Annotated in this window: 22 protein-coding genes; 8 read left to right on the top strand and 14 right to left on the bottom strand. The window is 70.3% G+C overall.

From position 1 onward, the window contains the following. Window positions 1–13 precede the first annotated feature (13 nt). On the bottom strand, window positions 14–1,036 hold the full coding sequence (locus ABEA43_RS46190; RefSeq protein WP_345572433.1) for a TetR/AcrR family transcriptional regulator: 1,023 nt from the start codon (window positions 1,034–1,036) through the stop codon (window positions 14–16). 30 nt (window positions 1,037–1,066) lie between these two features. On the opposite strand from ABEA43_RS46190, the gene ABEA43_RS46185 reads away from it, so the two are divergent. Then, on the top strand, window positions 1,067–2,293 hold the full coding sequence (locus tag ABEA43_RS46185; RefSeq protein ID WP_345572432.1) for an FAD-dependent oxidoreductase: 1,227 nt from the start codon (window positions 1,067–1,069) through the stop codon (window positions 2,291–2,293). A gap of 102 nt (window positions 2,294–2,395) precedes the next feature. Then, window positions 2,396–3,121: a ThuA domain-containing protein gene (locus ABEA43_RS46180; protein ID WP_345572431.1), complete on the top strand. Its 726-nt coding sequence runs from the start codon at window positions 2,396–2,398 to the stop codon at window positions 3,119–3,121. Here the strand turns inward: ABEA43_RS46180 and ABEA43_RS46175 are convergent, their stop codons facing one another. The 5 genes from ABEA43_RS46175 to ABEA43_RS46155 are packed head-to-tail and all read right to left on the bottom strand — an operon-like array spanning window position 3,122 to window position 9,680. Continuing rightward, window positions 3,122–4,621, bottom strand: a complete 1,500-nt coding sequence (locus ABEA43_RS46175) for an Ig domain-containing protein (RefSeq protein ID WP_345572430.1) — start codon at window positions 4,619–4,621, stop codon at window positions 3,122–3,124. It lies immediately after the preceding gene. A 12-nt stretch (window positions 4,622–4,633) separates the two neighbouring features. Next, window positions 4,634–5,536, bottom strand: coding sequence for a carbohydrate ABC transporter permease (locus ABEA43_RS46170; protein WP_345572429.1), 903 nt, complete (start codon window positions 5,534–5,536; stop codon window positions 4,634–4,636). Next, on the bottom strand, window positions 5,533–6,414 hold the full coding sequence (locus ABEA43_RS46165) for a carbohydrate ABC transporter permease (RefSeq protein ID WP_345572428.1): 882 nt from the start codon (window positions 6,412–6,414) through the stop codon (window positions 5,533–5,535). Before ABEA43_RS46165 ends, ABEA43_RS46170 begins: the two co-directional genes overlap by 4 nt. After that, window positions 6,414–7,775: an extracellular solute-binding protein gene (locus ABEA43_RS46160; protein ID WP_345572427.1), complete on the bottom strand. Its 1,362-nt coding sequence runs from the start codon at window positions 7,773–7,775 to the stop codon at window positions 6,414–6,416. The genes ABEA43_RS46165 and ABEA43_RS46160 overlap by 1 nt, the downstream gene beginning before the upstream one ends. A gap of 12 nt (window positions 7,776–7,787) precedes the next feature. After that, the gene (locus tag ABEA43_RS46155) at window positions 7,788–9,680 is read right to left on the bottom strand and encodes a glycoside hydrolase family 127 protein (protein WP_345572426.1); all 1,893 of its coding nucleotides are present in this window, start codon (window positions 9,678–9,680) and stop codon (window positions 7,788–7,790) included. Between the two features lie 123 nt (window positions 9,681–9,803). Between ABEA43_RS46155 and ABEA43_RS46150 the strand changes: the two genes are divergently transcribed. Continuing rightward, on the top strand, window positions 9,804–10,889 hold the full coding sequence (locus ABEA43_RS46150) for a LacI family DNA-binding transcriptional regulator (protein WP_345572425.1): 1,086 nt from the start codon (window positions 9,804–9,806) through the stop codon (window positions 10,887–10,889). A gap of 110 nt (window positions 10,890–10,999) precedes the next feature. Further along, the gene (locus tag ABEA43_RS46145) at window positions 11,000–12,973 is read left to right on the top strand and encodes an Ig domain-containing protein (protein ID WP_345572424.1); all 1,974 of its coding nucleotides are present in this window, start codon (window positions 11,000–11,002) and stop codon (window positions 12,971–12,973) included. Window positions 12,974–13,297: 324 nt separating this feature from the next. Here the strand turns inward: ABEA43_RS46145 and ABEA43_RS46140 are convergent, their stop codons facing one another. Continuing rightward, window positions 13,298–13,771 carry a pyridoxamine 5'-phosphate oxidase family protein gene (locus tag ABEA43_RS46140; protein ID WP_345572423.1) on the bottom strand — a complete coding sequence of 158 codons (474 nt, stop codon included), beginning with the start codon at window positions 13,769–13,771 and terminating at the stop codon, window positions 13,298–13,300. A gap of 138 nt (window positions 13,772–13,909) precedes the next feature. Between ABEA43_RS46140 and ABEA43_RS46135 the strand changes: the two genes are divergently transcribed. Next, window positions 13,910–14,266, top strand: coding sequence for a nuclear transport factor 2 family protein (locus ABEA43_RS46135; RefSeq protein WP_345572422.1), 357 nt, complete (start codon window positions 13,910–13,912; stop codon window positions 14,264–14,266). A gap of 192 nt (window positions 14,267–14,458) precedes the next feature. Here the strand turns inward: ABEA43_RS46135 and ABEA43_RS46130 are convergent, their stop codons facing one another. Continuing rightward, window positions 14,459–15,733: a hypothetical protein gene (locus tag ABEA43_RS46130; protein ID WP_345572421.1), complete on the bottom strand. Its 1,275-nt coding sequence runs from the start codon at window positions 15,731–15,733 to the stop codon at window positions 14,459–14,461. Between the two features lie 186 nt (window positions 15,734–15,919). Between ABEA43_RS46130 and ABEA43_RS46125 the strand changes: the two genes are divergently transcribed. Then, complete coding sequence (locus ABEA43_RS46125) at window positions 15,920–19,327, top strand: AAA family ATPase (protein ID WP_345572420.1); 3,408 nt, start codon at window positions 15,920–15,922, stop codon at window positions 19,325–19,327. A 71-nt stretch (window positions 19,328–19,398) separates the two neighbouring features. Here the strand turns inward: ABEA43_RS46125 and ABEA43_RS46120 are convergent, their stop codons facing one another. Together ABEA43_RS46120 and ABEA43_RS46115 are read right to left on the bottom strand one after the other, a co-directional pair. Then, complete coding sequence (locus ABEA43_RS46120) at window positions 19,399–19,821, bottom strand: nitroreductase/quinone reductase family protein (RefSeq protein ID WP_345572419.1); 423 nt, start codon at window positions 19,819–19,821, stop codon at window positions 19,399–19,401. A 23-nt stretch (window positions 19,822–19,844) separates the two neighbouring features. Next, a complete protein-coding gene (locus ABEA43_RS46115) occupies window positions 19,845–20,624 on the bottom strand; it encodes a glucose 1-dehydrogenase (RefSeq protein ID WP_345572418.1) in 780 nt (259 codons plus the stop codon). A 101-nt stretch (window positions 20,625–20,725) separates the two neighbouring features. Here ABEA43_RS46115 and ABEA43_RS46110 point away from each other — a divergent pair, with 101 nt between their 5' ends. After that, window positions 20,726–21,397 carry a TetR/AcrR family transcriptional regulator gene (locus ABEA43_RS46110; protein WP_345572417.1) on the top strand — a complete coding sequence of 224 codons (672 nt, stop codon included), beginning with the start codon at window positions 20,726–20,728 and terminating at the stop codon, window positions 21,395–21,397. 121 nt (window positions 21,398–21,518) lie between these two features. Here ABEA43_RS46110 and ABEA43_RS46105 read toward each other — a convergent pair whose 3' ends face one another. Beyond that, entirely contained in the window at window positions 21,519–22,058 is a 540-nt protein-coding gene (locus ABEA43_RS46105) for a GNAT family N-acetyltransferase (RefSeq protein ID WP_345572416.1), read from the bottom strand. A gap of 342 nt (window positions 22,059–22,400) precedes the next feature. On the opposite strand from ABEA43_RS46105, the gene ABEA43_RS46100 reads away from it, so the two are divergent. Continuing rightward, window positions 22,401–22,790 (top strand): hypothetical protein, encoded by a 390-nt coding sequence (locus ABEA43_RS46100; protein WP_345572415.1) that lies wholly within the window; start codon window positions 22,401–22,403, stop codon window positions 22,788–22,790. A gap of 25 nt (window positions 22,791–22,815) precedes the next feature. Here the strand turns inward: ABEA43_RS46100 and ABEA43_RS46095 are convergent, their stop codons facing one another. The 3 genes from ABEA43_RS46095 to ABEA43_RS46085 form a co-directional block, all read right to left on the bottom strand. Next, window positions 22,816–24,036 carry an epoxide hydrolase family protein gene (locus tag ABEA43_RS46095; RefSeq protein WP_345572414.1) on the bottom strand — a complete coding sequence of 407 codons (1,221 nt, stop codon included), beginning with the start codon at window positions 24,034–24,036 and terminating at the stop codon, window positions 22,816–22,818. 24 nt (window positions 24,037–24,060) lie between these two features. Then, window positions 24,061–24,903, bottom strand: a complete 843-nt coding sequence (locus ABEA43_RS46090; RefSeq protein ID WP_345572413.1) for an NAD(P)H-binding protein — start codon at window positions 24,901–24,903, stop codon at window positions 24,061–24,063. 222 nt (window positions 24,904–25,125) lie between these two features. Further along, entirely contained in the window at window positions 25,126–26,097 is a 972-nt protein-coding gene (locus ABEA43_RS46085; RefSeq protein ID WP_345572412.1) for a quinone oxidoreductase family protein, read from the bottom strand. Window positions 26,098–26,101: the final 4 nt, after the last annotated feature.

Raw genomic sequence — 26,101 nt, 5'->3', positions numbered from 1 at the left:
AGGCGCTGCGGGGTCAGCCGGTCTCTTCCACGCGTGACCTGATCAGCACCTCCACCCCGTCCAGGATCCGGTCCAGGCCGAACGTGTAGTCGAAGCGCCGCTCCTCCTCGGGCAGCTCCGCCGGGTAGTCGAACGCGCCCGCGTCCACCGCCGTACGCAGGGCGGGGAAGCGCCGCGCGTCGGCCAGCGAGCCGAGCAGCGCGCTGTAGGCGGCGATCGACTCCCCCGACGCGGCCTGGCCGAGGTCGGTGGCCAGCCTGGCGGCGGTGTGCATGTAGTTGGCGACCAGCAGCACCACGCCGGCCTTGTCGCTCTCGGTGAGCCCGGTGCCGCGCAGGACGGCCAGGGCGCGGTCGGTCCACGCGAGCTGGTTGGGCGTGATGGGCGGCCCGGTGATGGGCAGGTGCACGATCCAGGCGTGAGCGCGCAGCATCTCCCACTGCGCCCTGCACCACCGCTCCAGCCCGCCCCGCCACCCCAAGCCCAGCCCCTCAGACCCGACGTCCGACGCATTCAGCCCTTCCGGCCCGCCACCCGATGGGTCCAGGCCCGCCGGTCCGGACCCGGCCCGGTCTGGCCCCACGGGAGCGGACCCGGCTGGAGTCCGGCCCGCAGGCGCGGACCCATCCGAGGCCGGCCCCGCAGGCGAAGGGCCGGGCGCGGGCGAAGGGCCGGGCGCGGGCGAAGGACCTGGCGCGGGCGAAGGACCTGGCGCGGGCGAAGGACCTGGCGCGGGAGCGGAACCGGGCGCGGTCAGGTCCGGTGGCAGGGTCGCGACCGAGTCCAGCATCAGCAGCAGGAGCTCGTTCTTGCTCTTGACGTGCCGGTAGAGCGACATCGTGGTGAACCCGAGCCGCTCGGCCACCCTCGCCATCGACACCGCCTCAAGCCCGCCCGCGTCGGCCAGCTCCACCGCCGCCCGCGCGATGCGGCCGAGGCTGAGCCCGGTCCTCGGCTCGGGCGCGGGCCGGTCGAGCCGGGCCCAGAGCTGGTCGAGCCCGGCAGGCAGCTTGTCGTCGCTCTCATGCTCGCGCATAGAGAGAAGTGTATGCCATACACTCGGTGTATGACATACACAGCACTGGTCGTGGGCGGCGGCATAGCGGGCACCACGGTGGCGATCGCCCTGCGCAAGGCGGGGATCGACGCGGTGGTCCACGAGGCGTACGACAGGAGCGCCGACAACGTGGGCGCCTTCCTCACCCTGGCGGTGAACGCCCTCGACGCCTTACGGGCCATCGACCTCGACCTCGGCGACATCGGCTTCGACACCCCGCGCATCACGATCACCAGCGGCTCGGGCCGGCGACTCGGCAGGCTTCCGTACGGCACCACGGATGGCCCAGGAGAGGGCCCCGGGAAGGGCCCCGGAAAAGGCATGGTGAGCAGGACCGTCAAACGCGCTGACCTGTACCGGTTCCTGCGTGAGCAGGCCGACGCCCGGGGCGTGCGCATCGCGTACGGCAAGCGGCTCGTGGACGCGGCGCGCACGGGCGGCGGGGTGCGGGCGCGGTTCGCGGACGGCAGCACGGCCGAGGCGGACCTGCTGATCGGCGCCGACGGCCTGCGCTCGCGTACCCGCGAGATCATCGACCCGGCCGCTCCCGGCGCGCGCTACTCCGGGCTGCTCAACACCGGCGGCTACGCCCGCGCGGTCCCCGTGGGCGAGCCCGGCATGATGCACGCCGTGTTCGGCAAGCGCTGCTTCTTCGCCTACACCGCGCACCCCGACGGCGAGGTCTGGTGGGCGGCGAACCCGGCGCAGGCCACCGAGCTCACCCCCGCCGAGGTGGCGGCGATCACGCCCGCGGAGTGGCGGGCCAGGCTGGGCGAGCTGTTCAGGCGCGACCGCGGGCCCGCGCTGGACATCATCGAGGCGACCGACGAGATCTTCGCCGGCTGGAACACCTATGACGTGCCCTCCGTGCCGCGCTGGCACCGCGATCAGATGATCGTCATCGGCGACGCGGCCCATGCCACCGCGCCGTCCATCGGGCAGGGCGCGGCGATGGCCATCGAGGACGCCGTCGTCCTGGCCAGGTGCCTGCGCGACGGGCCCGGCATCGACTCCGCGTTCGCCACGTACGAGGGGCTGCGGCGCGAGCGGGTGGAGCGGGTGGTCGAGCAGGGCAACCGTACCGGTGGCTGGAAGGCGCTGAGCCCGGTGGCCAGGGTGCCGCGCGACGTGATCATGAGCCTGGCGATGCGCCACATGGCGAAGACCGGCAACGACCCGAGCCAGTGGATCTACGAGCACCACATCGACTGGGACGAACTCATCAAAACCGCCTGACCAGAACGAGCGAGCCGAGGCGATCCGGCTCCCGCATCGGGCGCAAACCCTCCGCGCAGTGGGCACTAATCGGTCTGTGAACCAACGACCGAGGGGAATCGCATGACGGTCAGCGTCACTGTCTGGAGCGAGAACTACCACGAGCCGCGCGAGGAGGACGTACGCCGTCTCTACCCCGACGGCATCCACGGCGCCATCGCGGCGGGCCTGACCGAGGTGCTGGGCGAGCGCGTGCGCGTGCGCACCGCCGTGCTCGCCGACCCCGAGCACGGCCTGACGGACCAGGTGCTGGCCGAGACCGACGTGCTGACCTGGTGGGGGCACATGGCGCACGAGGAGGTGGACGACAAGATCGTGGAACGGGTGCGGCGCCGCGTCCTGGGCGGCATGGGGCTGGTGGTGCTGCACTCGGGCCACTACTCCCGCGTCTTCCGCGCGCTGATGGGCACCACCTGCAGCCTCAGCTGGCGGGACGCGGGCGAGCGGGAGCTGGTCTGGACGGTCTCCCCCGGCCATCCCATCGCCAGGGGCGTGCCCCGCCCGCTCGTCATCGACCGCCACGAGACGTACGGAGAGCCGTTCGACGTCCCCGAGCCCGACGAGCTCGTCTTCATCAGCAACTTCGGCGGCGGCGAGGTGTTCCGCAGCGGCTGCTGCTACCGCAGAGGGCTCGGCCGGATCTTCTACTTCAGCCCGGGCGACCAGGAGTACCCGGTCTACCACCATCCCGGCGTGCGGCGCGTGCTGGCCAACGCGGTCCTGTGGGCCGCTCCCCCGGACGGCGCCGGCGAGCCGCTGGACAACGCCCACACCCCCATCCAGTGGTAGTCAGCCGACCGTGATGGTGTAGTCCTTCGTCAGCGGGGTGCCGCGCTTGTCGTAGTCCCTGAGCTGCACGGTGAAGGACGAGGTCCCGGCCGTGGCCGGCGTGCCGGTGAGCCGGCCGGTGAACCTGTCCAGGCTCAGCCCGCCGGGCAGGGCGCCCTTGGTGACCTGCCAGTCGTAGAACGGCACGCCGCCCTTGGCGTTGAGCTGGTCGGAGTACGCCTGGCCGGCGGTGGCGCCCTTGAGCGCGGCGGTCTCGATGGACGGCGCGAGGAAGGGCGTGAGCGTGCGGTTGAGCTTCCAGCCCGCGTTCTCGGCGATGAGCAGGGACAGCTTGGTCAGCTCCCATCGCCGGGTCGGGAAGTAGTGGTGCCAGCCGCCGCTCTGCCCGCTCTGCCGGTCCCAGTACGCCTCGTCGCCCGGGATGTGCGCGCTGCCGTCGAGCGGCACGGGATAGCCCTGGTAGCCGATGACCTCCTGGTCGTCGGCGCCCTTGCCGTCCTTGTACTTCGCCATGCCCTCCCACCAGTCGTGGAAGGCCACGGCGTGCCCGAACTCGTGCATGACCAGTCCGTGCACGTCGATCACCGAGCCGAGGTCCGACTTGTACCAGTCCTCGTCGGCCAGGGAGGTGAACAGCTTCATGAGCTGCTCGTCGTACTCGAGGATCATGGAGTACGAGCGGTGGTACGGCGTGGGCTGCCCATTCTGCGTGTGCTTCTTGCCGTTGCCGGCCGGGTAGCCGGTGGAGTAGGGCGTCTGGATGCCGCGGAAGAAGACGTAGAAGCCGTTGAACGGCTTGGCGTTGCTGGTCTGGACCTCGTTCTGCCAGTCGTCGCCCGGCAGGTGGCTGACCTCGTCGCCGGCCGGGACCGTGTCGAACGGCTTGAGGTCGAAGAAGGCGAACCAGTTGCGTACGGCCGTCTCGGCGGCCTTGCGGACCTTGGGGTCGGCGAAGTAGCCGGTGATGTCGTCGTAGCGGTAGTCGAAGTCGATGGGCACGCCCGGCTCGAGCTTGGTCTTCTCGTCCTGCTGCACCCTGATCGGCAGGCTCTGGCGGCTCGTGGCTCCGGTGGCGTCGGTGGTCCTCATGCTCCACCTGTGCAGCTTGTCCTTGCCGGGCCCCTGCTTGGAGTGGATCGCCAGGCGGACGATCTCCCGGTCCGCGGGGCCGGTCAGGGTGAAGGTCTTGGTGGCGCCGTTCGCGGTCAGCTCGCTGGGCAGGTTGAACATCAGCCGCGAGGTGCCCTCGGCCTTGAGGTCGACCTTCAGCGGGTAGGCGACGCCGGGCGTCTTCGGCGCGCGCACGGTCAGCTCGACGTAGGGGTTGGCGAGGTAGCCCTGCCAGTCCACGAGCTGCACCCCGTAGTCCTTGACGTTGCGGTAGAAGATGTCGAACACGTCTAACTGGGGAGCGGCGCGCCGCTCGGCCACGCCGGGCGAGGGCACGGCGAGAACGAGCGCCAGCCCGGTCAGGGCGATGACGGCGGTTTTCCTGCTCACATGGGACTCCAGTCAGTTCTTGATGCCGGTGAGCGTGACGCCTTCGATGAAGTAGCGCTGCAGGAAGAAGAACAGGGCGATGATCGGCGCGATCACCGCCGCCGACGCGGCCATGAGGTAGCCCCACTGGGTGAGGTACATGCTCTGGAACGAGGCCAGCCCCAGCGACAGCGTGTAGTTCTCCTCGTTCTGCAGGTAGAGCAGCGGTCCGAGGAAGTCGTTCCAGGTGCCGATGAAGGTGAAGATGGTCACCACGATGATCGCGGGCTTCGACAGCGGCATGACGATCGTCCAGAACACACGCCACGGCGAGGCGCCGTCGATGTAGGCGGCCTCGTCCAGCTCGAACGGGATCGTCAGGAAGAACTGCCTGAGCAGGAAGACGTTGAACACTCCCCCGCCCGCCCCGGCGAACCAGCTCGGCACGGTGAGCGGCGCGATCGTGTCGAGCGCGCCGAGCTCCTGCCACATCACGAACGTCGGGATGAGCGTCACCGCGTAGGGCAGCATCACGGCGCTCAGCAGCAGGGCGAAGACGATGTCGCGCCCGCGCCAGCGCAGCCTGGAGAAGCTGAACGCCGCCACCGAGCAGGTCAGGACCGTGCCGAGGACGCTGACGACGGCGATGATCAGCGTGTTGAGGAAGTAGCGGGCGAAGGGCTGGGTGGTCAGCGCCTCGCCGAAGTTCGACCACTGGAACGGGTCGGGGATCCACTGCGGCGGCGAGGCGAACATCTGGCCGTCCTGCATGAGCGCACTGCGGACGAGCCAGACGAACGGCAGCAGGGTCGGGATCGATCCGGCGACCAGGGCGACGTAGAGCAGGATCCGGCCGTACCTGCGGGGCCTGCGCAGCCCTTGGGCGGGGGCCACGCCTTTGGCGCGCGTCCGGTCCGGGGCCGCCACGGCGGTCATCGGGCACCTGCCATCTCGTAGTAGACCCAGCGGCGGGCGTTCCTGAACAGCAGGAACGTCACCACCATGATGATCATGAAGAGGGTCCAGGCGAGCGCGCTGGCGTAGCCCATCTCGCTCTCGGTGAACGCCTTGCGGAACAGGTAGTAGACGTAGAAGAGCGTGGCGTTGTTGGGTCCGCCCTCGGTCATCACGTACGCCTGGTTGAACACCTGGAAGGTGCCGACCACGCCGACCACCAGGTTGTAGAAGATGGTCGGCGTCATCATCGGCAGCGTGACGTGCCAGAAACGCCGCCAGGGGCCGCCGCCGTCGATCGACACGGCCTCGTACAGGTGCCTCGGCACGCCCTGCAGCCCGGCCAGGAAGATCACCATGGTGTTGCCGAAGCCCCAGGTGCTCATGATGATCAGGGAGGGCACGGCGGTCGACTCGGCGTAGATCCACTGGGAGCTCGGCAGGCCGCCCTGCCGCAGGAGCGCGTTGAGCAGCCCGAAGTCCGGGTTGAAGATCCAGATCCAGAGCACGACGTTCGCGATCGCGGGGACCAGCGTCGGCAGGTAGAAGATCGTCCGCCACAGCGCCAGCCCTCTGACCTTCTGGTTGAGCAGCATGGCCACGGCGAAGCTGACGATCAGCACCAGCGGGACCGCGCCGAGCGTGTAGTAGGTGGTGGTGCTCAGCGACTTCCAGAACAGCCCGTCGCCGGCCATGGCGGTGTAGTTGTCCAGCCCGACGAAGGACGGGCTGGCGCCGATCGTCCAGTCGGTCATGCTGAAGAAGGCCGAGGCCACCATGGGCCCGGCCGTGAAGATGAGGAACCCGAGGATGGCCGGCAGCGCCATCAGGATGCCCCAGCGCGTTTCGAGTCGGCGCATCAGAGGGCCTGGGTGTGGTGCCAGCCCTGGAGCAGGCCGGAGATCTTGGGTGCCACCGCCTTGAGGATCTCGCCCGCGGGCCGCTTGCCGGTCTCGATCTCCTGCAGGGCCGGCGTCAGCACGTCGCTGGAGATGGCCGACAGGTTCTTGACGCGGTTGCGGAAGTCGGGGACGCCGTGCTCGCGGGTGTAGTCCACGACCGCGGTCCTGAACTCCTGCGGGTGCTGCTCGTTCTTGGTCCAGGAGTCGACGGCGGCCTGGTCCTCGTAGTACTTCTTCTCCTGCGGCATCCACAGGCCCTTGGCGTACAGGTCGACGTAGCGCGGGTCGTTGTGGAAGGCGAACAGCTCCACCGCCTCCTGCTCGTGCTTGCCGCCCGCGAACACCGCCGACGCGCCCGCCACCTGCGTCGCGGTGAACGGCTCCGCGTACTTGGGCAGCACGCCGATGCCGTAGTCGACCTTGCTCTCGTTCATGTCGAGCAGGCTCCAGTGGCCGTCCACCACCATCGCCACCCGCTTGGTCTTGAGCAGGATGTTGGTGCCGGGCACCTCGTCACCCGTGGCGGCGAGCTGGCCGGGGCCGGGCGCGACGCGGTGCTTGTAGATGAGGTCCTGCAGGTTCTGGAAGACCTCGATCGCCTCGGGCGTGTCGAGCAGGCACTTCTTGCCGTCCTTGTCGGCGAAGTCGCCGCCGTTGCTGCGCAGGAACCCGTACCAGGCGGCGCCGTAGGTGATGCTGCTGGAGATGCCGAACTGCCTGACCTGATTGGGGTCGAAGCCCGATTCGTCCGGGCGCTTGCCGTTCTGGTCGACGGTCAGCTTGGTGGCGTTCTCGATGAGCTGGTCCCACGTCCACGCGGAGGCGGCGTCGGCGGGCGGGGCCACCCCGGCGGCGGCGACGGCGGACTTGCTGAACCACAGCATCATCGCCTCGTTCGCGGTCGCGACGCCGTGCAGGTTGTCCTGCCCGCTCCACAGGTACGCGTCCGGCAGGTAGCCGGCGAGCTGGGGATACTTCTTCAGGTACGGGAAGAGATTGACCAGCTTGCCCTGCTCGCCGAGCCGGAACGACATGGCCATCGGCACGTAGCCGACGTCGGGCAGCCGGTTGCCGGCGACGAGCGTGTTGAGCTTCACGTCGTACTCGTCGGGTGTGTAAAGGGGCTTGACCTGCACGCCGGCGTGCTGTTTGGCGTACTGCGCGAGCATGGTCTCGATGGCCTTCTTCTCGAAGGTCGAGCCCCAGTACATGAACTGCAGCCGCACGTCGCCGGGTGAGCCGGAGTCGCCGCCGCACGCCGCCGCCGTGGCGCCGAGGGCGGCGAGCCCGCCCAGCTTCAACAGATCGCGTCTTCTCATCGGGGGGTTTCCTTACGCGAGGGGGATCCAGACCCGCATCGCGCCACCGTCACGGTTGTCCCACTGGAAGTACGGGATGGCCGTCGCGGTCACGCGGGTGCTGGTCGCCAAGGGCTTGCTGGTGTACGGCAGGCCGCCGCGCGGCTGCTCCACGGCGGCGGCGTCGGTCTCGATCAGCACTGTGCGGCCGACGCCTTCGAGGTCGTCCACGGCGCGCACGCGCAGCGGGGACCCGGGGCTCAGGGTGAGATCGTCCACCTCGACGCCCTCGGGCTGGCCGGACTGCTCGAAGCAGTAGACGAGCGGGCCGCGCTCGACCGCCGCGCAGCCTCTCACGGCGTCGATCCTGCGGTGGGGGTAGGTGATCCTCGGGGTCAGGTCGAGCCGCAGCTCGATCGTCTCGCCCTGCTGCCAGTGACGACGGATGCGGAAATATCCGTCTTCGGCGGCGCCGATCGCGTGGTCGTCCCCGGTCCACGACAGTGCGGCGAACGTGGACTCGCTCCAGGCGGGGACGCGCAGGGCGAGCTCCCATTCGCCCTGCGGCGCCTCCTCCACGGTGACGCGGATCAGCCCGTCCCACGGGTAGTCGGTGTCGATCCGCAACCGCGCCCCGCCCGCGCTGATGGCGCCGGGGACGTACTGGTGGAGCTGGAGGCCCGTGTCCGTCGCGGTGGCGACGTACCCGCCGAGGGAGGCCACCAGCCGCATGATGTTCGGCGGGCAGCAGGCGCAGGCGAACCACTCCCTGCGCCGCCCGAGATAGGCGTCCTCGACCAGGTCGTCGCGCCGCTGGAGCGGGTTGACGTAGAAGAAGCGCAGGCCGTCGGCCGAGGTGGAGGCGGCGAAGGCGTTGTGCAGGGTGCGCTCGATCAGGTCCGCGTACCGGCCGTGGCCGGTGGCCAGCAGCAGCCGCCAGTTCCAGTGCACGCTCGCGATGGCGGCGCAGCTCTCGCTGTAGGCGCGGTCGGGCGGCAGCTCGTAGCGCTCGCCGAACGCCTCTCCGTCGTGGCGCGAGCCGTGGCCGCCGGTGAGGTAGGTCTTGGCCTCGACCAGGTCCTCCCACCGGCGCACCGAGCACTCCAGCAGCGACTCGTCGCCCGTCTCCAGGTAGACGTCCACGATGCCGGACTCCAGGTAGAGCTGGCGTACGGCGTGCCCGACCGGGGTGTCCGCGTCGCGTACCGGGAGGTGGTCCTGGGCGTACAGGTCGCCCATGCCGGTCGCGGCGATCAGGCCCTTGCCCCGGTTGTCGATCAGCTTGCCGGCCAGCTCCAGGTAGGAGCGCTCGCCGGTCAGCCGGTACAGCTCGACCAGCGCGGTCTCGACCTCCGCGTGGCCGTCGATGCCGTCGTTCCCGCCGGTCAGGAACACCTCCACGAGGTGGTCGGCGAAGCGCCTGGCGACCGGGAGCAGCTCGGCGCCGATACCCGCCCTGGCGGCCGCCACCGCCGCCTGGAACAGGTGGCCCGCGCAGTACATCTCGTGGCTGTACTCGAGCTCGGTGTAGATCTTGTCCGGCTTGACCACCTGGTAGTGGGAGTTGAGATAGCCGTCGGGCCGTTGCGCCCGCTCCAGGACGGCCGCCGCCCGGCCGGTGAACTCCGCGTAACGGGCCTGGGGTGCGCGGGCGTGCTCCCAGGCGATGGCTTCGAGTTGTTTGTAGAGATCGGAATCCTGGAACCGATAGCCCTGGAAGGGGCCTTCGCCCTCGCCCGCGGCGCGCCGGAGGTTCGGCAGCGCGCCCGAGCGTTCCATCTGCTCCAGCCCCAGGGGGATGCTCGCCTCATGATTGATCCGCTGCCATCGGGCGAACGGGCCGCCGGTGATGACCACGTCGTGAATGCCGATCGGCCGCAACACCGCCCGGGTGGACGGAACGGCGGGACCAAGGATCTGTTCCATCGAAATCCTCCTTGGTGAGAAAACATGGGAATAGGTTTTCTCACCCGGAGAGTAAGGTGTGATACATCACTGGTCAATAGGGCGATTGTGCGCGCTAGGGTGTGACCGCGAAAGGGGAAACGGTTGGCCAGCCCTTCCGGAGGGATCGCGAAAGCGGTCACGATCAGGGACGTCGCGGCGGCCGCCGAGGTGTCGATCGGCACCGCGTCCAAGGCGCTCAACGGCCGCGGGCGGATGCGGGCCGAGACCCGCGACCGGGTGCTCGCCGCCGCCGAGCGGCTCGGGTTCCGGCCCAATCCGCTGGCCCAGGGCCTGCTGGCCGGGCGCACGTACACAGTGGGCCTGGTCACGGGCGACAGCTTCGGCCGCTTCAGCATCCCGGTGATGCTGGGCGCGGAGGACGCGCTCGGCGCCGGGCAGATCTCGGTGTTCATGTGCGACACGCGCGACGACCCGATCAGGGAACGCCACTACGTCGAGCGCCTGCTGGCCAGGCGCGTCGAGGGCATCATCGTCACCGGGCGGCGCACGGAGCCGCGCCCCGGCATCGGCCGCGACCTGCCCGTGCCCGTCGTGTACGCCATGACGCAGTCCACCGACGAGTCGGACGTCTCCATCATCCCCGACGACGAGGGCGGCGGCGCGCTGGCCGCCCGGCACCTGCTGGCGACCGGCCGCACCCGGATCGGGCACGTCACGGGCCCGCACCGGTTCCAGGCCGCGCGCAGGCGGGCCCACGGGCTGAGCACCGCGCTGGCGGCGGCCGGGCTGGAGCCCGCGGGCGAGGTGCTGTTCGGGCAGTGGAGCGAGGAGTGGGGGCGGCAGGGCGCCGACGTCCTGCTGCACGCGGCGCCCGACGTGGACGCGGTCTTCTGCGGCAGCGACCAGATCGCGCGCGGCGTCGCGGAGACGCTGCGGGAGCGGGGGCGGCGGGTGCCGGAGGACGTGGCGCTGGTCGGGTTCGACAACTGGGAGCCGATGGCACTTGGCTGCCGGCCGCCGCTGACCACGGTGGACATGAACCTGGGAGAGATCGGGCGGCTGGCCGCACGGCACCTGCTGGCCGCGATCTCGGGCACCGGCGACGGCTTGTTGAGCGGCTCGCTGGACGGCTCATTTGGCGGGGGGACCCTGGGTGGCGGGGTGACGATCGTGCCGGCCGGGCTGGTCCTGCGCGAGTCGACGCGACGGGCGGTTCGCGGGGGCTGAGGCAGGGCCGTTTCGAGGACCCCGGCGGGCGCTGCACAGGGTTGACCAGTGCTGTGTAACACCTTACTGTGCGCGTGGGAAAAGCTATTCCCATCCTCAGAGGAGTCCGGATGGACCAAGGACGCCGCCCCGCCCCGAGGGCCGCCAGGGGCGCCAGGCGACTGACCGTCGCGGCAGCATTACTCACCTTCTTATTCAGCTCCTTAGTCGCCGGCGTGCCGCAGGCCGCGCACGCCGCCGCACCGGTCGCGCAGGTCGTGGACATGTTCGGCCGGATCATCAACGACTACGGCGTCAAGCTGGTGGACTGGCAGGGCTACCTCGCCAACCCCTACGTCGAGCTGACCGTCAAACCCCCGCCCGAGGTGCGCTATCCCGTCACCGTCGACCTCAAGGCGGAGGGCACGTCCAGGCTCATGATGGACCTGCCCAGCCAGCTCACCGCCACGGGCGCGACCAAGACGCTGACGTTCGCCACGGCCGCCGAGCAGAAGCTCTTCCGGCTGGCGATCCACTCCAAGCGGGGCCCGGGGGAGGATGAAAGTTACACGCTGAGACTGTCGATCAGGGACGCGGGCGGGACCACGTACCAGCAGTCCCTGCCGATCAAGGTGCAGCAGGACGAGAAGACCGCGCTCCAGCCGAGCCTGCCGGTCGCCTTCGACTACCGCTTCGACACGATCACCGGCTACTTCTCCGCACCGGCGTTCAGGACCGCCGCGGAGGAGGCCGTCAAGGACTGGTTCAGGTTCTTCGACATGCCCGCCTTCGACTCGGTCGCGGCCGGTGCGGAGACCAACCACCTGCCCGGCAACGACTGGCAGAACACGATCACGGTCACCAACAACGCCGCCTACACCGGCATGTACGTGTTCTTCAGGGGCATCCAGACCCCGTACTCGACCGGTTACCCGGCCGCCAACGGCCGCTACAGCACGCGGAACGGCCAGCAGCTCGCGGGCCCCCTGCACCGCTCCACCGCGATGATCTTCGAGTACGACGAGGCCGGCAAACAGCTCTTCACCTCGCTGGCCGACGAGGACTGGTACAAGACGGAGATCGCCGGCTCGGTCCTCGACGTCCACGGCCTGGTCATGCACGAATACGGCCACGCCGTCGCCTTCCACAGCGACTGGGCCGGGATGCGCTCCTACGTGTCGGGCGGCGGCAACGACCCGGACGTCACCGCGTACCAGGGCTATGCCGTTCCCCTTGACAGCAGCTACCACATCCCGGGCGAGCAGCGTTACTGGGACCGGATCAGCGGCCAGAGCGGCGGCTGGACCCACCTGTTCCCGACCCGCAGGTGGATGCTGACCAAGCTGGCCCTGCTGGTGGCCGAGAACGCGGGCTGGAAGCTCAACCGCAACCTCACCCCGTTCCTGCCGCCGTCCATCGTCACCACCTCCCTGCCCGCGGCCACGCCGGGGACCGCCTACCAGCAGACGCTGGCGGCCAAGGGCGGCGTCCCGTTCTACGACTGGCAGGTCACCGGCGGCTCCCTGCCCGCCGGGCTCAGCCTCGACCGGTTCACCGGCGCGATCACCGGAACCCCGGCCACGGCGGGCACGTCCTCCTTCACCGTCCAGCTGCGGGACTACGACAGGCTCAGCACGCCGGTGACCAGGACGTTCCAGCTCACGGTCGGCACCGGCGGCGGGACCAGCGTGAACGTGGCCGGCAGCGCGACCCCGTCAGCGTCGTACACCTCGGCGTGGGAGAGCGTCGCGGCGATCAACGACGGCATCGACCCGCCCTCCTCGAACGACACCGTCAACCGCCGCTGGGGCACCTGGCCGAACACCGGCGCCCAGTGGGCCGAGCTCACCTGGCCGTCCGCCCAGACGCTCAAGGCCGCCGACGTGTACTTCTTCGATGACAACGGCGGCGTGCGCCTGCCCTCCTCCTGGAAACTCCAGTACTGGACCGGCAGCGCGTACGCCGACCTCCCGGGCACCTACCCGACCGCGGCCAACGCCTACAACAAGGTCACCTTCAACCCGGTGAGCACGACCCGGCTGCGGGTGCAGCTGCAGAGCGGGGCCGGCTCGGTCGGGCTGCTGGAGGTGAAGGCCTACACCTGATACGGCTCTTCGCTCATGGGCGCGCGCCCGCTTGTGTGGGTGCGCGCCTGTAAGCGATCTACAAGCGGACGTCAATTTCCGCGGAATACCTTCAGGCCATGGGTCTTGGCATCGTGGAAATCATCCTGATTCCGATCGTCTTCCTGCTGCTCGTGGGCGTGGTGGTGTACACCGCCGTCCGGCTCGCCAACCGCCGCCGGCACTAGGCGGTGACGGGCCTTCGCATACTCGTCCCGCGCCTGCTCGCGTTCCGGCGGGTCGCCGTGCCCGGCAGCGTCAGATCACGGGTCAGGTCGCGGGTCGGGTCGCCGGTCAGGTCGCCGGTCAGGTCAAGGGCACGACGAGCCGGGAGTCGATCCCCTTGCCGTGGACCGGGTCGCTGCCCCTGATGTGCACGGAGTGTTCGGTGACGTGGGCCCGGTAGAGGCGCAGCGGCTCGGGTGGGCGGAGCCGATCCAGGGGGAAATCCTGCTGCTCGGGGAACCTGGCGCGGCAGGCCATGGCCGCGTACCGGTCGTACTCGTCGTCCGGCAGTCGTTCCGCGGTGGCGAGCAGGTAGACGGCGCGGCCGGCGCCGATGGGCGCGGCCGAGTCGTAGATCACCATGCTGATCTCCGGGCGCTCGGCGATGTTGCGGGAGTGCCGGGCCTCCAGGGAGGAGATCCAGTACAGCGTGCTGTATCCGTCGGGGGCGTAGTAGACGGGTGACACGCGCGGCCTCCCGTCCGGGTCGGCGGTGCCCAGGGCCATATATCGGGTGGTGTCGATGAGGTGCTTGGCCTGATCTTCTAATGTCACGGGTCCTCCTGGTCGCGTCAGTGTGTGCTGACCCGATGGTGCACGGAAAATCATCGCCGGATCCTCTCGCGATGAGTTTTGGCCGGTCAGCGGGTCTGCATGTCTGAAGAAGGCTCGTTCACTCTAGGGAGACCCATCATGGAAGCGTCGAGGAGCTCGGCGGAGATCGCGGTGGCGTTCATCGAGGCGTTCGCTCGTCATGACATGGCCGCTATGTCGGGATATGTCGCCGAGGACATCGTTTTCGAGAGCCCGCGCGGCACGATCGAGGGCGCCGCGGCCGTGCTGGAGGCGGTCGGGCAGTTCTCCCAGCTGGTCGCCGCCGTGAAGATCATCGCGGTGCTGGGCGAAGGGACGGAAGCCATGATCATGTACGACATGGTGACCGGGTCCTTCGGCACGTTGCGGGCCGCGGACCATCTCGTGATCCGGGACGGGAAGATCGTCACGGACCGGCTCGTGTTCGACACGTTCGAGCTGCGCAAACCGGCCTGACCCCGCAAGCCGCCACCCTCGCGGCCCGGCCGGTCCAGGGGGGCCCGGCCGGTCGGGGCGTCCGGGTGTCCGGTGCCGGCTGTGGATCGGGTTCCGTCTTGGGCTCGGCTTCGGTCTTGGGTTCGGCTTCGGTCTTGGGTTCGGCGCGGGCCGCCCCGGCCCGGGTCCGGCCGGGGCGGCCGCCGTTCCTGCTCAGAGGCCGTAGCGGCTCTTCAGATGACGCCACCAGTCGCGGAACATCCACGCGTCGAAGTCCGTGATCGACGACGCGCTGCCCGCCTTCATCAGGAAGCAGCACACTCCCGTCGGAGTCCAGTCGTAGAAGTCGTCCAGTCCGAACGAGTGGCCCATCTCGTGCAACAGGATGTGGACGTTGTCGGTGTTGAGGTTCGACATGTAGTACTCGCTGCCGATGCGCTGCCCCCAGTCGCCGCCCGCGCCGCCGCCGAAGCCCGCGGTCAGCCACAGCGACATGTCGTAGTGGTGGGAGGCGCCGCCCGGGCAGTTCGGGTAGTTGCCGCTCTGGTTGAAGAAGCGGCCGCACGGCTCGCTGCACTGCGGCGCGTTCTCCCGGATGTTGCCGACGTAGATGTCGACGGAGCTGTCACTCCATTGGAGCTGCGCCCGGTCGCGTACCGCCCATCCGACCACCTTGACCGGCACGCTCGCGTACGGCCAGCCGTTGTGACCGGCCATGAGATCCATCCACTTCTTGAACTGGCGGGCCAGCGTGGCGTGGATCTGGTCGCGTTGTGCCGCCGTCACGGTGGCGGTGGTGTCCCAGCGGACGCAGTAGTTGATCGAGCCGCCGTTGGCCATGATCTGGTCCCAGCCGTAGTTGCGGAACCCGTACAGGTTGGGGTAGGTGCTCTCGACGTGCTGCCAGACCTCGTTCAGCGGGGTGACGAGGTTGGCGGGCGGGCTCCAGCCCGAGCCGCCGGGGGGATCGGCGATGAACGCCCTCACCTCCAGCAGCCCGACCGAGCCCTGGCCGCTCTGCAGCACGACCCGCAGCCGCGTGGTGCTCACCGCCGCGGCGAACGTGACTCTGTTGAAGCCGTTCAGTGCCGTCGGGTAGGTGCCCGGGATGTCGGTGTAGGCGCTGCCGGTCCAGCTCTGCAGCTTCCAGGACGCGGGTACGCGGACGCCGCCCCCGTCGTCGAAGAAGTACACCTCGGCCGACTTGAGCGCCTGGGTCGCGGCCCAGGTCAGCTCGGCCCATTGGGCTCCGGTGTTGGGCCAGGTGCCCCAGCGGCGGTTGACGGTGTCGTTCGAGGAGGGCGGGGTGATGCCGTCGTTGATCGCCGCGAGGCTCTCCCAGGGCGAGGTGTACGAGGCCGACGTGGTGGCGCTCGCGGCCACGTTCGTGTCGGCCAGGGCGTTCTGGGCGGGAAAGAGCACCGAGCAGAGAAGCAGCGTGGGTAGCAGGATGACCAGGCGTTTCAGCTGTTTTGGTAGCGCTAACATTTTGGGGTCCTCGTTCGTGAGGCGATGCTGTCCGTGCCGAGACTTGATCGCACGGTCAGGACGGGCAGTCAAATGTCACATGCCGCTCGGATCACCGACCTGCGCGTTCGCGCTGAAACTTTCATCCCCGGTACGCCCCTCGCGGCTGGACCGCAGATTGTCGGTCGGACCCCGTACTGTTCCCGCATGGCCAGGCTCATCGGACGAGACCGGCCCGCGGCCGTGCTGCGGGGCGAGGTCGAGCGTGCGCTGGTCAGCCATGGCTCGCTGGTCCTCGTCAGCGGTGAGGCGGGGATCGGCAAGAGCACGCTGGTGGCGAGCGCCGCGGAGGAGGCCGTCCGCGGCGGGGCCCGGGTGCTCGGCGGGGCCTGCTGGGAGGGCGAGGGGGCGCCCGGCTACTGGCCGTGGGTGCAGGTCGTCCGCCGGCTCGCGCCCGGCGCGACGCCGCAGAGCCTCGCGGGGCCCGGCGGGGAGGCGTTCCAGCTCTACGACGCGGTGACGGCGCTGCTGGTCGAATCGTCCCGTACGCGGCCCGTGGTGGTCGTGCTCGAAGACCTCCATTGGGCCGATGCCGCGTCGCTGAGGCTGCTGGAGTTCGTGGTGCGGCATGCCTGGTTCGAGCGGCTGCTGGTGATCGGCACCTATCGTGACGCCGAGGTCGACGGCCCGCTCAGTCTCGCCCTGGAGGCCAAGGCGGTCACGCTGGCGCTCGACGGCCTCGACCGGGAGGGGGTCGGCCGGCTCGTCGCCCGTACGACGGGGGTGCCGCCGGGAGAGGAGCTGGTGACCGAGATCCATCGGCGGACCGGCGGCAACCCGTTCTTCGTCGAGCAGACCGCCCGGCTGTGGCAGGGCGGCAGCCCGCTCGCCACCATCCCGCCGGGGGTCGGGGCGGCGATCCGCCGGCGGCTGTCCCGCCTGTCCACCGCGGTTCTCGGCGTGCTGCGCATGGCGGCCGTGCTCGGGCGGGAGTTCACGGAGGCGGCGCTGACTTCGGCGTTCCGCAGTCTCGCGCCGCTCGCGAGCGCTGACTTCGGCACGCCGCCGATGCTGCCACCCGCCGGCCCTCTCAGTGACCTGCCACCCGCCGGCCCTCACGCACCACGAACCGATCCGCTGAGCGACCCGCCACCCGCCGGCCCTCACGCACCACGGACCGACTCCCTGAGCGATCCGCCATCTACCGGCCCTCACGCATCATGGATCGACCCGCTGAGCGAGCCGCCGCCCGCTTCGGACGAGCCGGTGATGGGCCCTGCGGAAGTCCAGGACGAGCCGCCCACGCCCGATCCCAGCATGCCGGGCGCGCCGACGATGACCGCCTCCGGCGTCGCGGACCTGGTGAGCAGCGCGCTCGACCAGGCCATCTCGGCCAAACTGGTCGCCTCACGGGGCAGGGGACGCTATGCCTTCGTGCACGACCTGGTGCGTGAGACGCTCTACGCCGAGCTCGACGAGAGCGCGGTCCGAGCCTGCCACGCGGCGGCGCTGCATGCCCTGGAGGCCGCGCTTCCCGCGACACGCGCCCATCACGCCTACCTCGCCGACGTGCCCGGCACGCCCGCCATCCTCCTCGCCGCGGCCAGGGACGCCGAGGCCCGGCTGGCGGATGAGGAGGCCGTCGGGCACTACCGGCGGGCGCTGGAACGTACACCTGAGTCCGAGCCCCGCAGACGAGCCGCCATCGGGCTCGACCTCGGCGTGGCGCAACACCGCACGGGCGACGCCGCCGCGAGCACGCGCACGCTCGACGCGGCCATCGCGATCACCCGCCGGCTCGACGACCCTGACCTGCTGGCGCTCACCGCTCTCAAGCTGCACGAGCTCTGCTACTCAGGGGGCGGCCGCTGGACCGAGTTCGTCCACGAAGCCCACCGCCGCCTGCTACGCCAGGGCCCAACCGAGGATGACGGCTCCCGAGCGGATCATCGGCGGCCGGCCCCGGTGATGCGGAGGACACCGGCACCGGACGACAACCGGATGCGAGCGGAGATCGAGAGGATCCGGCCGGGCAACACCCATCGGCTCGATGAGGTGGCGCAGGAGTTGAGCGCCGTCGCGACGGAGCGGGCGAGGCGCGGCGCGGATGACGAGACGCTCGGCTTCAGTCTGCTGGCAAGATTGGGCGCCATCTGGGGGCCGGGCACCACGGCAGAGCGGCTGGCCATCACGGAGGAGCTGACCGCCGTGGCACAGCGCACGCGGGAGCCGCAATTCGAGCTCACCGCACGATCATGGCGCGTAGGAGCGCTGCTGGAGCTGGGCGATCCCCGCTGCGTCATCGAGCAGCGCACGTTCGTGGCCGACGTGGAAGGGTCGGGGCTGACGCTGTTCCAGCACGAGGCCGCGGTGCTCAAGGCCATGTTCGCCACGTTCACCGGCCGATTCGACGAGGCGGTGGCGCACATCGACGCCGCCTGCGAGCTCGGCGAGCAGCCCGGCATCGGCAGGCACGACCTGCGCTGGATGCAACGCTGGTCCGCCGCCCTGCTGAGGGGCCGATTCGACGAGGCCGATGCCGTGCTCGCGGAGATGGAGCAGGCGGGCAGCCGCCACTTCCCGCTCTACAACGCCGTGACCGCGGTGCAGCGGGGCGGCAGCGGCGAGGCGGCCATGCGGCACCTGGCGGAGATCATGGCCACGGACGAGCCGTATCTGCGCTGGATGGCGCCGCTGTGGCTGAGGTTCCAGGCGCAGGCCGCCGCTCTGTCCAAGGATCCCGTGCTCTGCGAGCGCGCCCGCGCCGCCCTCGCACCGTACGCCGGCCAGTGGGGCGTGACGGCCACCGTCGCCGTCGAGGGCCCTTACACGCATTGGACGGCCGTACTGGACGCGGCCCAAGAACGGTGGGACGACGCGATCGAGGGCTTCACCACGGCCTACCGATCCGCCGACGCGCTGGGTGCCCGTCCCTGGTCGATCGAGTCCCGCGCCCGCCTGGCGGAGGCACTCCAGGCGCGCGGCGACGACGTCTCGGCTCTGACCGAGCAGGTCGAGCGGGACGCCGCGGACCTCGGCATGCTCGTACGCCTCCCCCGGTCCGGAGGCAACGCGTTCCGCTTCGACGGCGAGGTCTGGACCCTGGCCTTCGCCGGAAGGACCGTACGCCTGCCCGATTCCAAGGGCCTGGCCGACCTGCGCCTCCTGCTCAGCCGTCCGGGAAGCGACGTGCCGGCGGTCCTGCTGCTCAACCCGGCGGGCGGCGAGGTGGCGGTGGCCGCCAGGAGCATGGGCGGTGACGACGTGCTGGACGAAGAGGCCAAGACCCGTTACCGGAGGCGGCTGGAGCTGCTGGACGAGGAGATCGACCGGGCCGCGGAGGCGGGCGACGACCGCCGCGCGGCCGAGTTCGATGCGGAGCGGCAGGCGCTGCTGGACGAGCTGCGCACCGCCACCGGGCTGGGCGGACGGCCGCGCAGGCTGGGCGACGAGGCCGAACGCGCCCGCAAGGCGGTCACCAACCGCATCCGCAACACCCTCCGCCAGCTCGACGACCGCCACCCCGAGCTCGCCGCCCACCTACGCGCCTCGGTTTCGACCGGATCCACGTGCCGCTACCAGCCCGCGACCGAGCTCCCCTGGACCACCACCTGACGCCGTCGCCGCCTGTAGCTGGTCACAGCCCAGACCCAGCGCCCGGCTGTACCCGGCGGGCCGGGACGGAGCTAGAGGTCCGGTCCGGGGAAGGTGATTTTCGCGAGTCTGCTGTCAAGCCAGTCCTCCAGGTGGGTGGGCTGGGGGATGGTGCCGGGGTTGTGGGGCTGGTTGAGGTCGGCGACGATCTCGGTGAGGACCCTGCGGCGTTCGGCCGGGTCGGTGACGGGGATGGCCCTGGCGCGCAGGTCGGCTTTCACACCGTATTTGAGGTGGAAGGTGAAGTCGGGGTGGGTCAGGAGGTTGGCATACCAGTCGGTCGGTCGTCCCTGGGTGCCGCTGCACAGGTAGGTCTCGCCGTGAGCGCGGTAGAAGAAGATCTCTATGCGGCGGGGGATGCCGGTGCGGCGGCCGGTGGTGGTGATGTCGATGATGCGGTCGCGGGTGGTGGCGGCGGGGGTGAGCTCGATCGCCCGGCGGACGGCGGGGTCCACGGATGGTCCTTTCGCGAGGTGGGTCAGGCGGCGTCGTGCTTGAGCGCCGGACCGAGCAGGAGGCCGCCGTCGATGACGTATTCGGAGCCGGTGGCGAAGGACGCCTCGTCGGAGGTGAGGAACAGCAGCAGGCGGGTGACGTCGGCGGGCTCCCCCATCCGCGGGATCGCGAAAGGCTCGGGTGAGTAGAAGTCGGAGATGGGGGCGTCGCTGCCGGCGGCTGGTTCGGTGATGAACGGGGTGGCGATGACGCCGGGGTGGATGGCGTTGACGCGGATGCCGTCACGGCCCAGCTCCAGGGCGGCGGTCTTGGTCAGGCCGCGGACGGCCCACTTGCCGGCGACGTAGGGGGCGTAGAAGGCGGTCCCGCCGATGCCGGAGGTGGAGGCGATGTTGACGATCACGCCTGCGCCGGCCCGGCGCAGCGACGGGACGGCCGCCTTGATGCCCAGGAAGGCGCCGGTCAGGTTGATGTCGAGGATCCGCTGCCACACCCGCAGGTCGGTGGCCTCGATCGGGGCTGCCGGGTTCTGCACTCCGGCGTTGTTGACCAGGATCGACAGGGGACCGAAGCGCTCCTCGGCAGCCGCGACGGCGGCGGTCCAGGACTGCTCGTCGGTGACGTCCAGGCGGACGAACAGGGCGCGGTCGCCGAGTTCGGCGGCGAGAGCGAGGCCGCGCTCTTCGGCGATGTCGGCGATCACGACGTTGGCGCCTTCGGCGTGGTAGGCGCGGATGTGGCTGGCCCCCTGCCCGCCGGTGCCTCCGGTGACGAGCACGGTGCGGTCTTCAAAGCGTCCCATGGGTGTTCCCCTATTGGTGAGTCGAGCGACTCGCCTCACCGTGGACGCTATGCGATCCAGAGATGGTGAGTCAAGTGGCTCACCTCGCCTAGGATGGGGGTATGACGACCGAACCTTCGGCCTACCACCGGCGCGTCGCGGAGCAGAAGAGGGAAGCGATCTTGGGTGCCGCGACCAGGTTGTTCCTCGATTCCGGGTACGCCGGGACCTCGCTGGCCAAGGTCGCGGAGGCCGCGGGGGTGTCGAAGGCGACGCTGTTCAAGCAGTTCCCGACCAAGGCGGCGTTGTTCGACGCGATCGTCACCACCTCGTGGCGGACCGGTGCGGACGACGGCGCCCAGCCACCCGTGGGCGACCCCGTCGCCGGGCTCACCGTGATCGGCCGCCGTTACGTCGCCCTGCTCACCCGCCCGGACATGGCCGACCTGTTCCGCATCGTCATCGCCGAGATGCCGCGTTTCCCGGAATTGGCCGAAGCCCAGTTCAACCGCGGCAAGATGCCCTACTTCGAGTCCGTCCGCAGCTATCTGGAGGCTGAGCGCACGGCGGGCACGATCGTGGTGGACGACCTCGACCTGGCCGCCACGCAGTTCCTCGGGATGATCTCCAACTACGTGTTCTGGCCGCGGATGCTGCTCCCGCACTGGGCGCCCGACGAGGCGTCCATGGACCACGTGGTGGACGAGGCCGTCCACATGATGCGGGCCAGGTACGGCGCGGGTCAGGGATCGGACTTTCCGATGCCGTCCTCGGATGACGCGACGAATGTGTGACTGCCGGGTCGGCCATGGGCCATCAGCGAGTGAGGCATCCGGCCACGGCGTGAGTGCCCTGGGCGGGCGCACGGGGAGACTAGAAGGCCAGGAATACCGATCGATTTCCACCAGTATGTCATCAAGCGGACGGCGTGACCGGGGACCGCAGGCCGAGCCACTGCTCGGCGTCCCACGCCTGGAACCGCTCTACCTCGGTGAACCCCAGCTTCGCCGCGAGGCGCATCGAGCCGGCGTTGGCGGTCTGGGTGGTGAGCACCACCGGCTCGCCGGGAAGGACGCCGTCGAACCAGTCGAGTGCCGCCGCGCATGCCTCGGCGGCGTACCCGAACCCCCATGCTCGGGGCAGGAACAGGTAGCCGAGATCGGCCTTCCCCTCGGCAGAGGGGCGACGGTGCCCCGTTGCTCTCCTGAGCAGGACCTGGCCGATCATCGCCCCGTCGAGATCGACGACGAAACTCCCGGGCCACCGTCCGGGCGCCTCGGGCAGCACGCGCTCAAGCTCGTCACGCGGGCGGGGGCCGCCGAGGTAGGTGTGCACCTCTGGCGACGCCAGCAGCTCGATGAACGCCGCACGGTCCCGGGCCTCGGGCTCGCGGAGCACGAGCCGATCGGTCCTGATCGGGGCAGGTGGCCAGGTGACGGACCCTAGTTCGGTCATGGCGGGCAACCTATCGCGGCCCCCCGCCACCCGGGCCAGCACGAACTCGGCCCAGCACGAACCCGGGCCAGCACGAACTCGGCCCAGCACGAACTCGGCCCAGCACGAACCCGGCCGGCCGACTGCGCGCGGGCACCGGCACCCGCGCTGACGGCCGGGCTGCCTCCTTTGGCGAACTGCACGCCGTGCCGGCGCAGGGCGGCCAGGCGCTCGCCCCGGGCGAGGAGCGAGACGTCGACACCCCCTCTCGATGCCCCCTCTTCTCCTCTTCGGCGAGAGGGGCCGACCCAGAACGCGATACTTTGCTCGCGTTCCAAGGAAGGTCATCGATACGCTGTGCTCGTGACGACTGAACTCCCGCGCGACGCCGCATCGCCGCGCACCCCCGGTGTGGGCGGCTGGCTGAAGAGGGTTGCCTGGGGCGCGCTTGCGCTGTTCCTGGCCGCGTTCGCTGTTTTCGAGAGCCAGAAGTACGGTCTGCCGACCACGGCCGCCGCGCTGGTGTTCTTCGTGTTGCCCGATCTGACGCGGCTCGCCGGGGTTCGCCCGCCCGGTGTCCTCTACCAGGCTGTGAACCGCGCGTGGATCCCACTCTTGGTGCTGGTGGGCTACACCTTCGGGCCGATCGTGTGGCCGCCGCTCTTCACGGCCGGGCTGGGCTGGCTCACCCGCATCGCCCTCGATCGGACGCTCGGGCGCGGGCCTGCCTCCACCCGATCGGAAGCCGGATGACGACGTCGCGGGTGCGGTAAGCGCGTCAGCGGAGCTTGGCGAAGAAGGCGGTGACGTCCTCCGTGAAGAGGCGCGGCTGCTCGGCGGCGAAGAAGTGGCCGCCCTGGTCGTACTCCGCCCAATGCACGATGTTGTGATCCCGCTCGGCCCACGGGCGGATCGTGACGTCGCAGGCCTTGGACACCAGCACACCTGTCGGTACGGTCCCCCGCACGGCCGCCGCCCAGTCCGCTCCCGAGGCGCCCGCATCGGAGGTTGCGCCGTCCCAGTCACCGCCGGAAGGGCTTTCGGCCGAGCCCGCATCGGTGGCGGACCAGTCGGCCGGGCTGGAGTCGGACCAGTCGGCGGCGTTCATGTTCTCGTAGTAGAACTGCGCCGACGAGCCCGCCGTGCCGGTCAGCCAGTAGATGGTGACGTCGGTCAGCATGAGGTCGCGGTCGAGCGAGTCCTCGGGGAGCCCGTCGACCGGCTCCGTCAGCTCCTTGAACTTCTCCATGATCCAGGCGAGCTGCCCCACCGGGGAGTCGTGCAGCCCGTACGAGACGGTCTGGGGGCGTTTGGACTGGGTCTGAAGGTAGCCGTCGTTGAAGCTCTCCATCGCGCTCCAGCGCCGGCGCTCCTCCTCCGTCAGGTCGTCCATCTCGCCTTCCTGGCCGATCGGGAAGGTGAGGGCGGCGTTGAGGTGGATGCCGGCGATGCGCTCCGGGGCGTGCTTGCCCATTTCAGGAGCGATGAACGCGCCGGAGTCGCCGCCCTGCACGCCGTACCGGTCATAGCCGAGCATCGCCATCAGGTGCGTGAACGCTCTGGCGACGCGGGCGGCGTCCCACCCGGGGCCGGACAGCGGCGTGGAGAAGCCGAAGCCGGGCAGGGACGGGATGACGAGGTGGAAGTCGCGTGAGAGCGGCTCGATGACGTCCAGGAACTCCACGATCGAGCCCGGCCAGCCGTGCAGGAGCATGAGGGGCAGCGCGGACTCGTCGTCCGAGCGGATGTGGGCGAAGTGGATGTTCTGGCCGTCGATCGTCGTCGTGAACTGCGGCAGCTCGTTCAGCCGGGCCTCGTGCGCGCGCCAGTCGTAGCCGGTGCGCCAGTAGTCGGCCAGGTCCTTGAGATAGTCGAGGGGAACCCCGCGCTCCCAGCCGGTCCCCTGAAGCTGCCCCTGCCAGCGGGTCATGGCCAGCCTGGTACGAAGATCGTCCAGGTCCTGCTGAGGAATGTCGATGCGGAACGGGCGAATGGTCATTGCTGTTGTCCTTTGCGTGAGGCTTTATCGGGAAATTTCGGGCGCGAAGGCGGCCGCGTGCTCCGTGGCCCACTGGGCGAACGTGCGCCCCGGCCTGCCGGTGACCTGCTCGACGGTCGGCAGCACGACGGAGCTCTCCTCGGGCGGTTCCGTCCCCAGCTGGACCCCGAACTCGATCATGTCCTCGTCCACCCCGCACGCCCGCATGGACGCGCGGTACCCCTCCTCGCTCAGCTCCTCGAACCGGATCTCACGCCCGAGGGCCTCGCCGAGGATGCGCACCCGCTGCGCCGGGGTCAGCGCCTGCGGCCCGGTCAGCGCGTACGACCGTCCGGCGTGCCCCTCCTCCCCCAGTGCGGTCACGAGCACGGCCGCGATGTCGGCCTCATGCACCACGGCGCCCGGATGATCGCCGAAGACCCGCACCACACCCTCCGCGCGGATGGACGGGGCCCAGTCGAACGCGTTCGCCATGAACTCCACGCACCGCACCTGCGTCCAGCCCACGCTCCCGCTCCGCAGGGCCTCTTCGACCGAGCTCTCGTCCCACCCGCTCAGCACGCTGACTCGCGACACGCCCGCCTTCTCGGCCAGCGCGACGAGCTCGCGACCGGTCTGGAGAGGCGCCTGGCCGTCGCTGCCGCCGCCGAACGTGATGAGATGCAGACCCGTCACGCCCTCCAGGGCGGGGGCCAGGGACTCCGGCACGGCCAGGTCCCCGTAGGCCACCTCCACGGAGGCGGGCAGCCTGGCGGCGGCGGCCTCCGGGCTCCTGCTCAATGCCCGAACCCGCGCGCCGCGCTCGACGAGCTGCGCCACGACCTGGCGACCGACCGTCCCTGTCGCGCCGGTCACGAGAATGGTCATACTTTCCTCCCGATCTGAACCGTCTGACGATGTTCTCGATCGGGAGGCGCTACATGAGAAATAGCGACCGCTACGCGCTCCGGGAAGGAGGGGGATGGGGGTTTCCGACGGGCAGGCAGGCGGCTGGCGGACGACCGGTGGGGCGGACGCCCCACCGGTAGGCGGACTGCGGGCGGGGCGGGTGGCCGGCAGGTCGGCTGCGCCCGGGAGGCGGGTCGGCTCTCAGCGTACGGAGAGGACGATCTTGCCTCGGTTGCCGCGCCGTTCCAGCAGCTCGTGGGCCTCGTGCGCCCGCTCCAGCGGGACGACGGCCTCCACCGGCACCCGGTAGGCGCCCGACGCGACCCGTGCGGCGATCTCGCGCAGGTCCGCGCGAGGGTCGTAGCCGTGCTCCATCAGGTTCGTGAGCTGGAAACCGCGGATGGTGGCGTTCTTGGGGTAGAAGTCGCGCGTGTCGATGGTGCTCGGCTGCAGCGCGACGTTGGCGAGGGCGACCACCCGGCCCGCGTACGCCGCCTGCCGCAGGCTGAGGGCGAACGTCGGCCCGCCCACGGTGTCCAGCACCACCTCGGCGCCGCTCCCGCCGGTCAGCCGCGCGACCTCCTTCTCCGGATCGGCCGCCGAAGCGTCCACGACGTCGCGCACGCCGAGCGACGCGACCCAGGACGCCTTATCCGCCGACCCGGCCACCGCGATCACCCGCGCGCCGAGCCCGGCTGCGATCTGCACCGCGGCGCTGCCGACCCCGCTGGCCGCCGCCTGCACGACCACCGTCTCCCCCTCCTCCAGCCCGGCGAGGTGGCGCAGGCAGTACCACGCCGTCAGCCAGACGACGGGCAGCGCGGCGGCCTCGGCCATTCCGATGCCGTCGGGCAGCGGGGCCACCCGCCCTGCGGGCACCGCCGCCAGCTCGGCGTACAGACCGGCGCCCAGCACCGCAACCCGCTGACCAGGCACGACGCCGGTCACGCCCGCGCCGACGGCGGCCACGGTGCCCGCCGCCTCCAAGCCGGGGATCAGCGGCGGCCGTCCCGCCCGGTGGTAGGAACCGGAGCGGAGGAGCACGTCCGCCCGGTTGACCCCCGCCGCCTCGACCCGCACCAGAACTTCACCCGGGCCCGCCACCGGATCCGGCACCTGTACGGGCACCAGAACCTCCGGCCCACCGAACTCATCGATCCGCACTGCACGCATAACG

Origin of the sequence: Nonomuraea rosea (assembly GCF_039539705.1) — a bacterium.
GTDB classification, from domain to species: domain Bacteria; phylum Actinomycetota; class Actinomycetes; order Streptosporangiales; family Streptosporangiaceae; genus Nonomuraea; species Nonomuraea rosea.
This window is presented reverse-complemented; position numbering and strand designations above follow the sequence as displayed.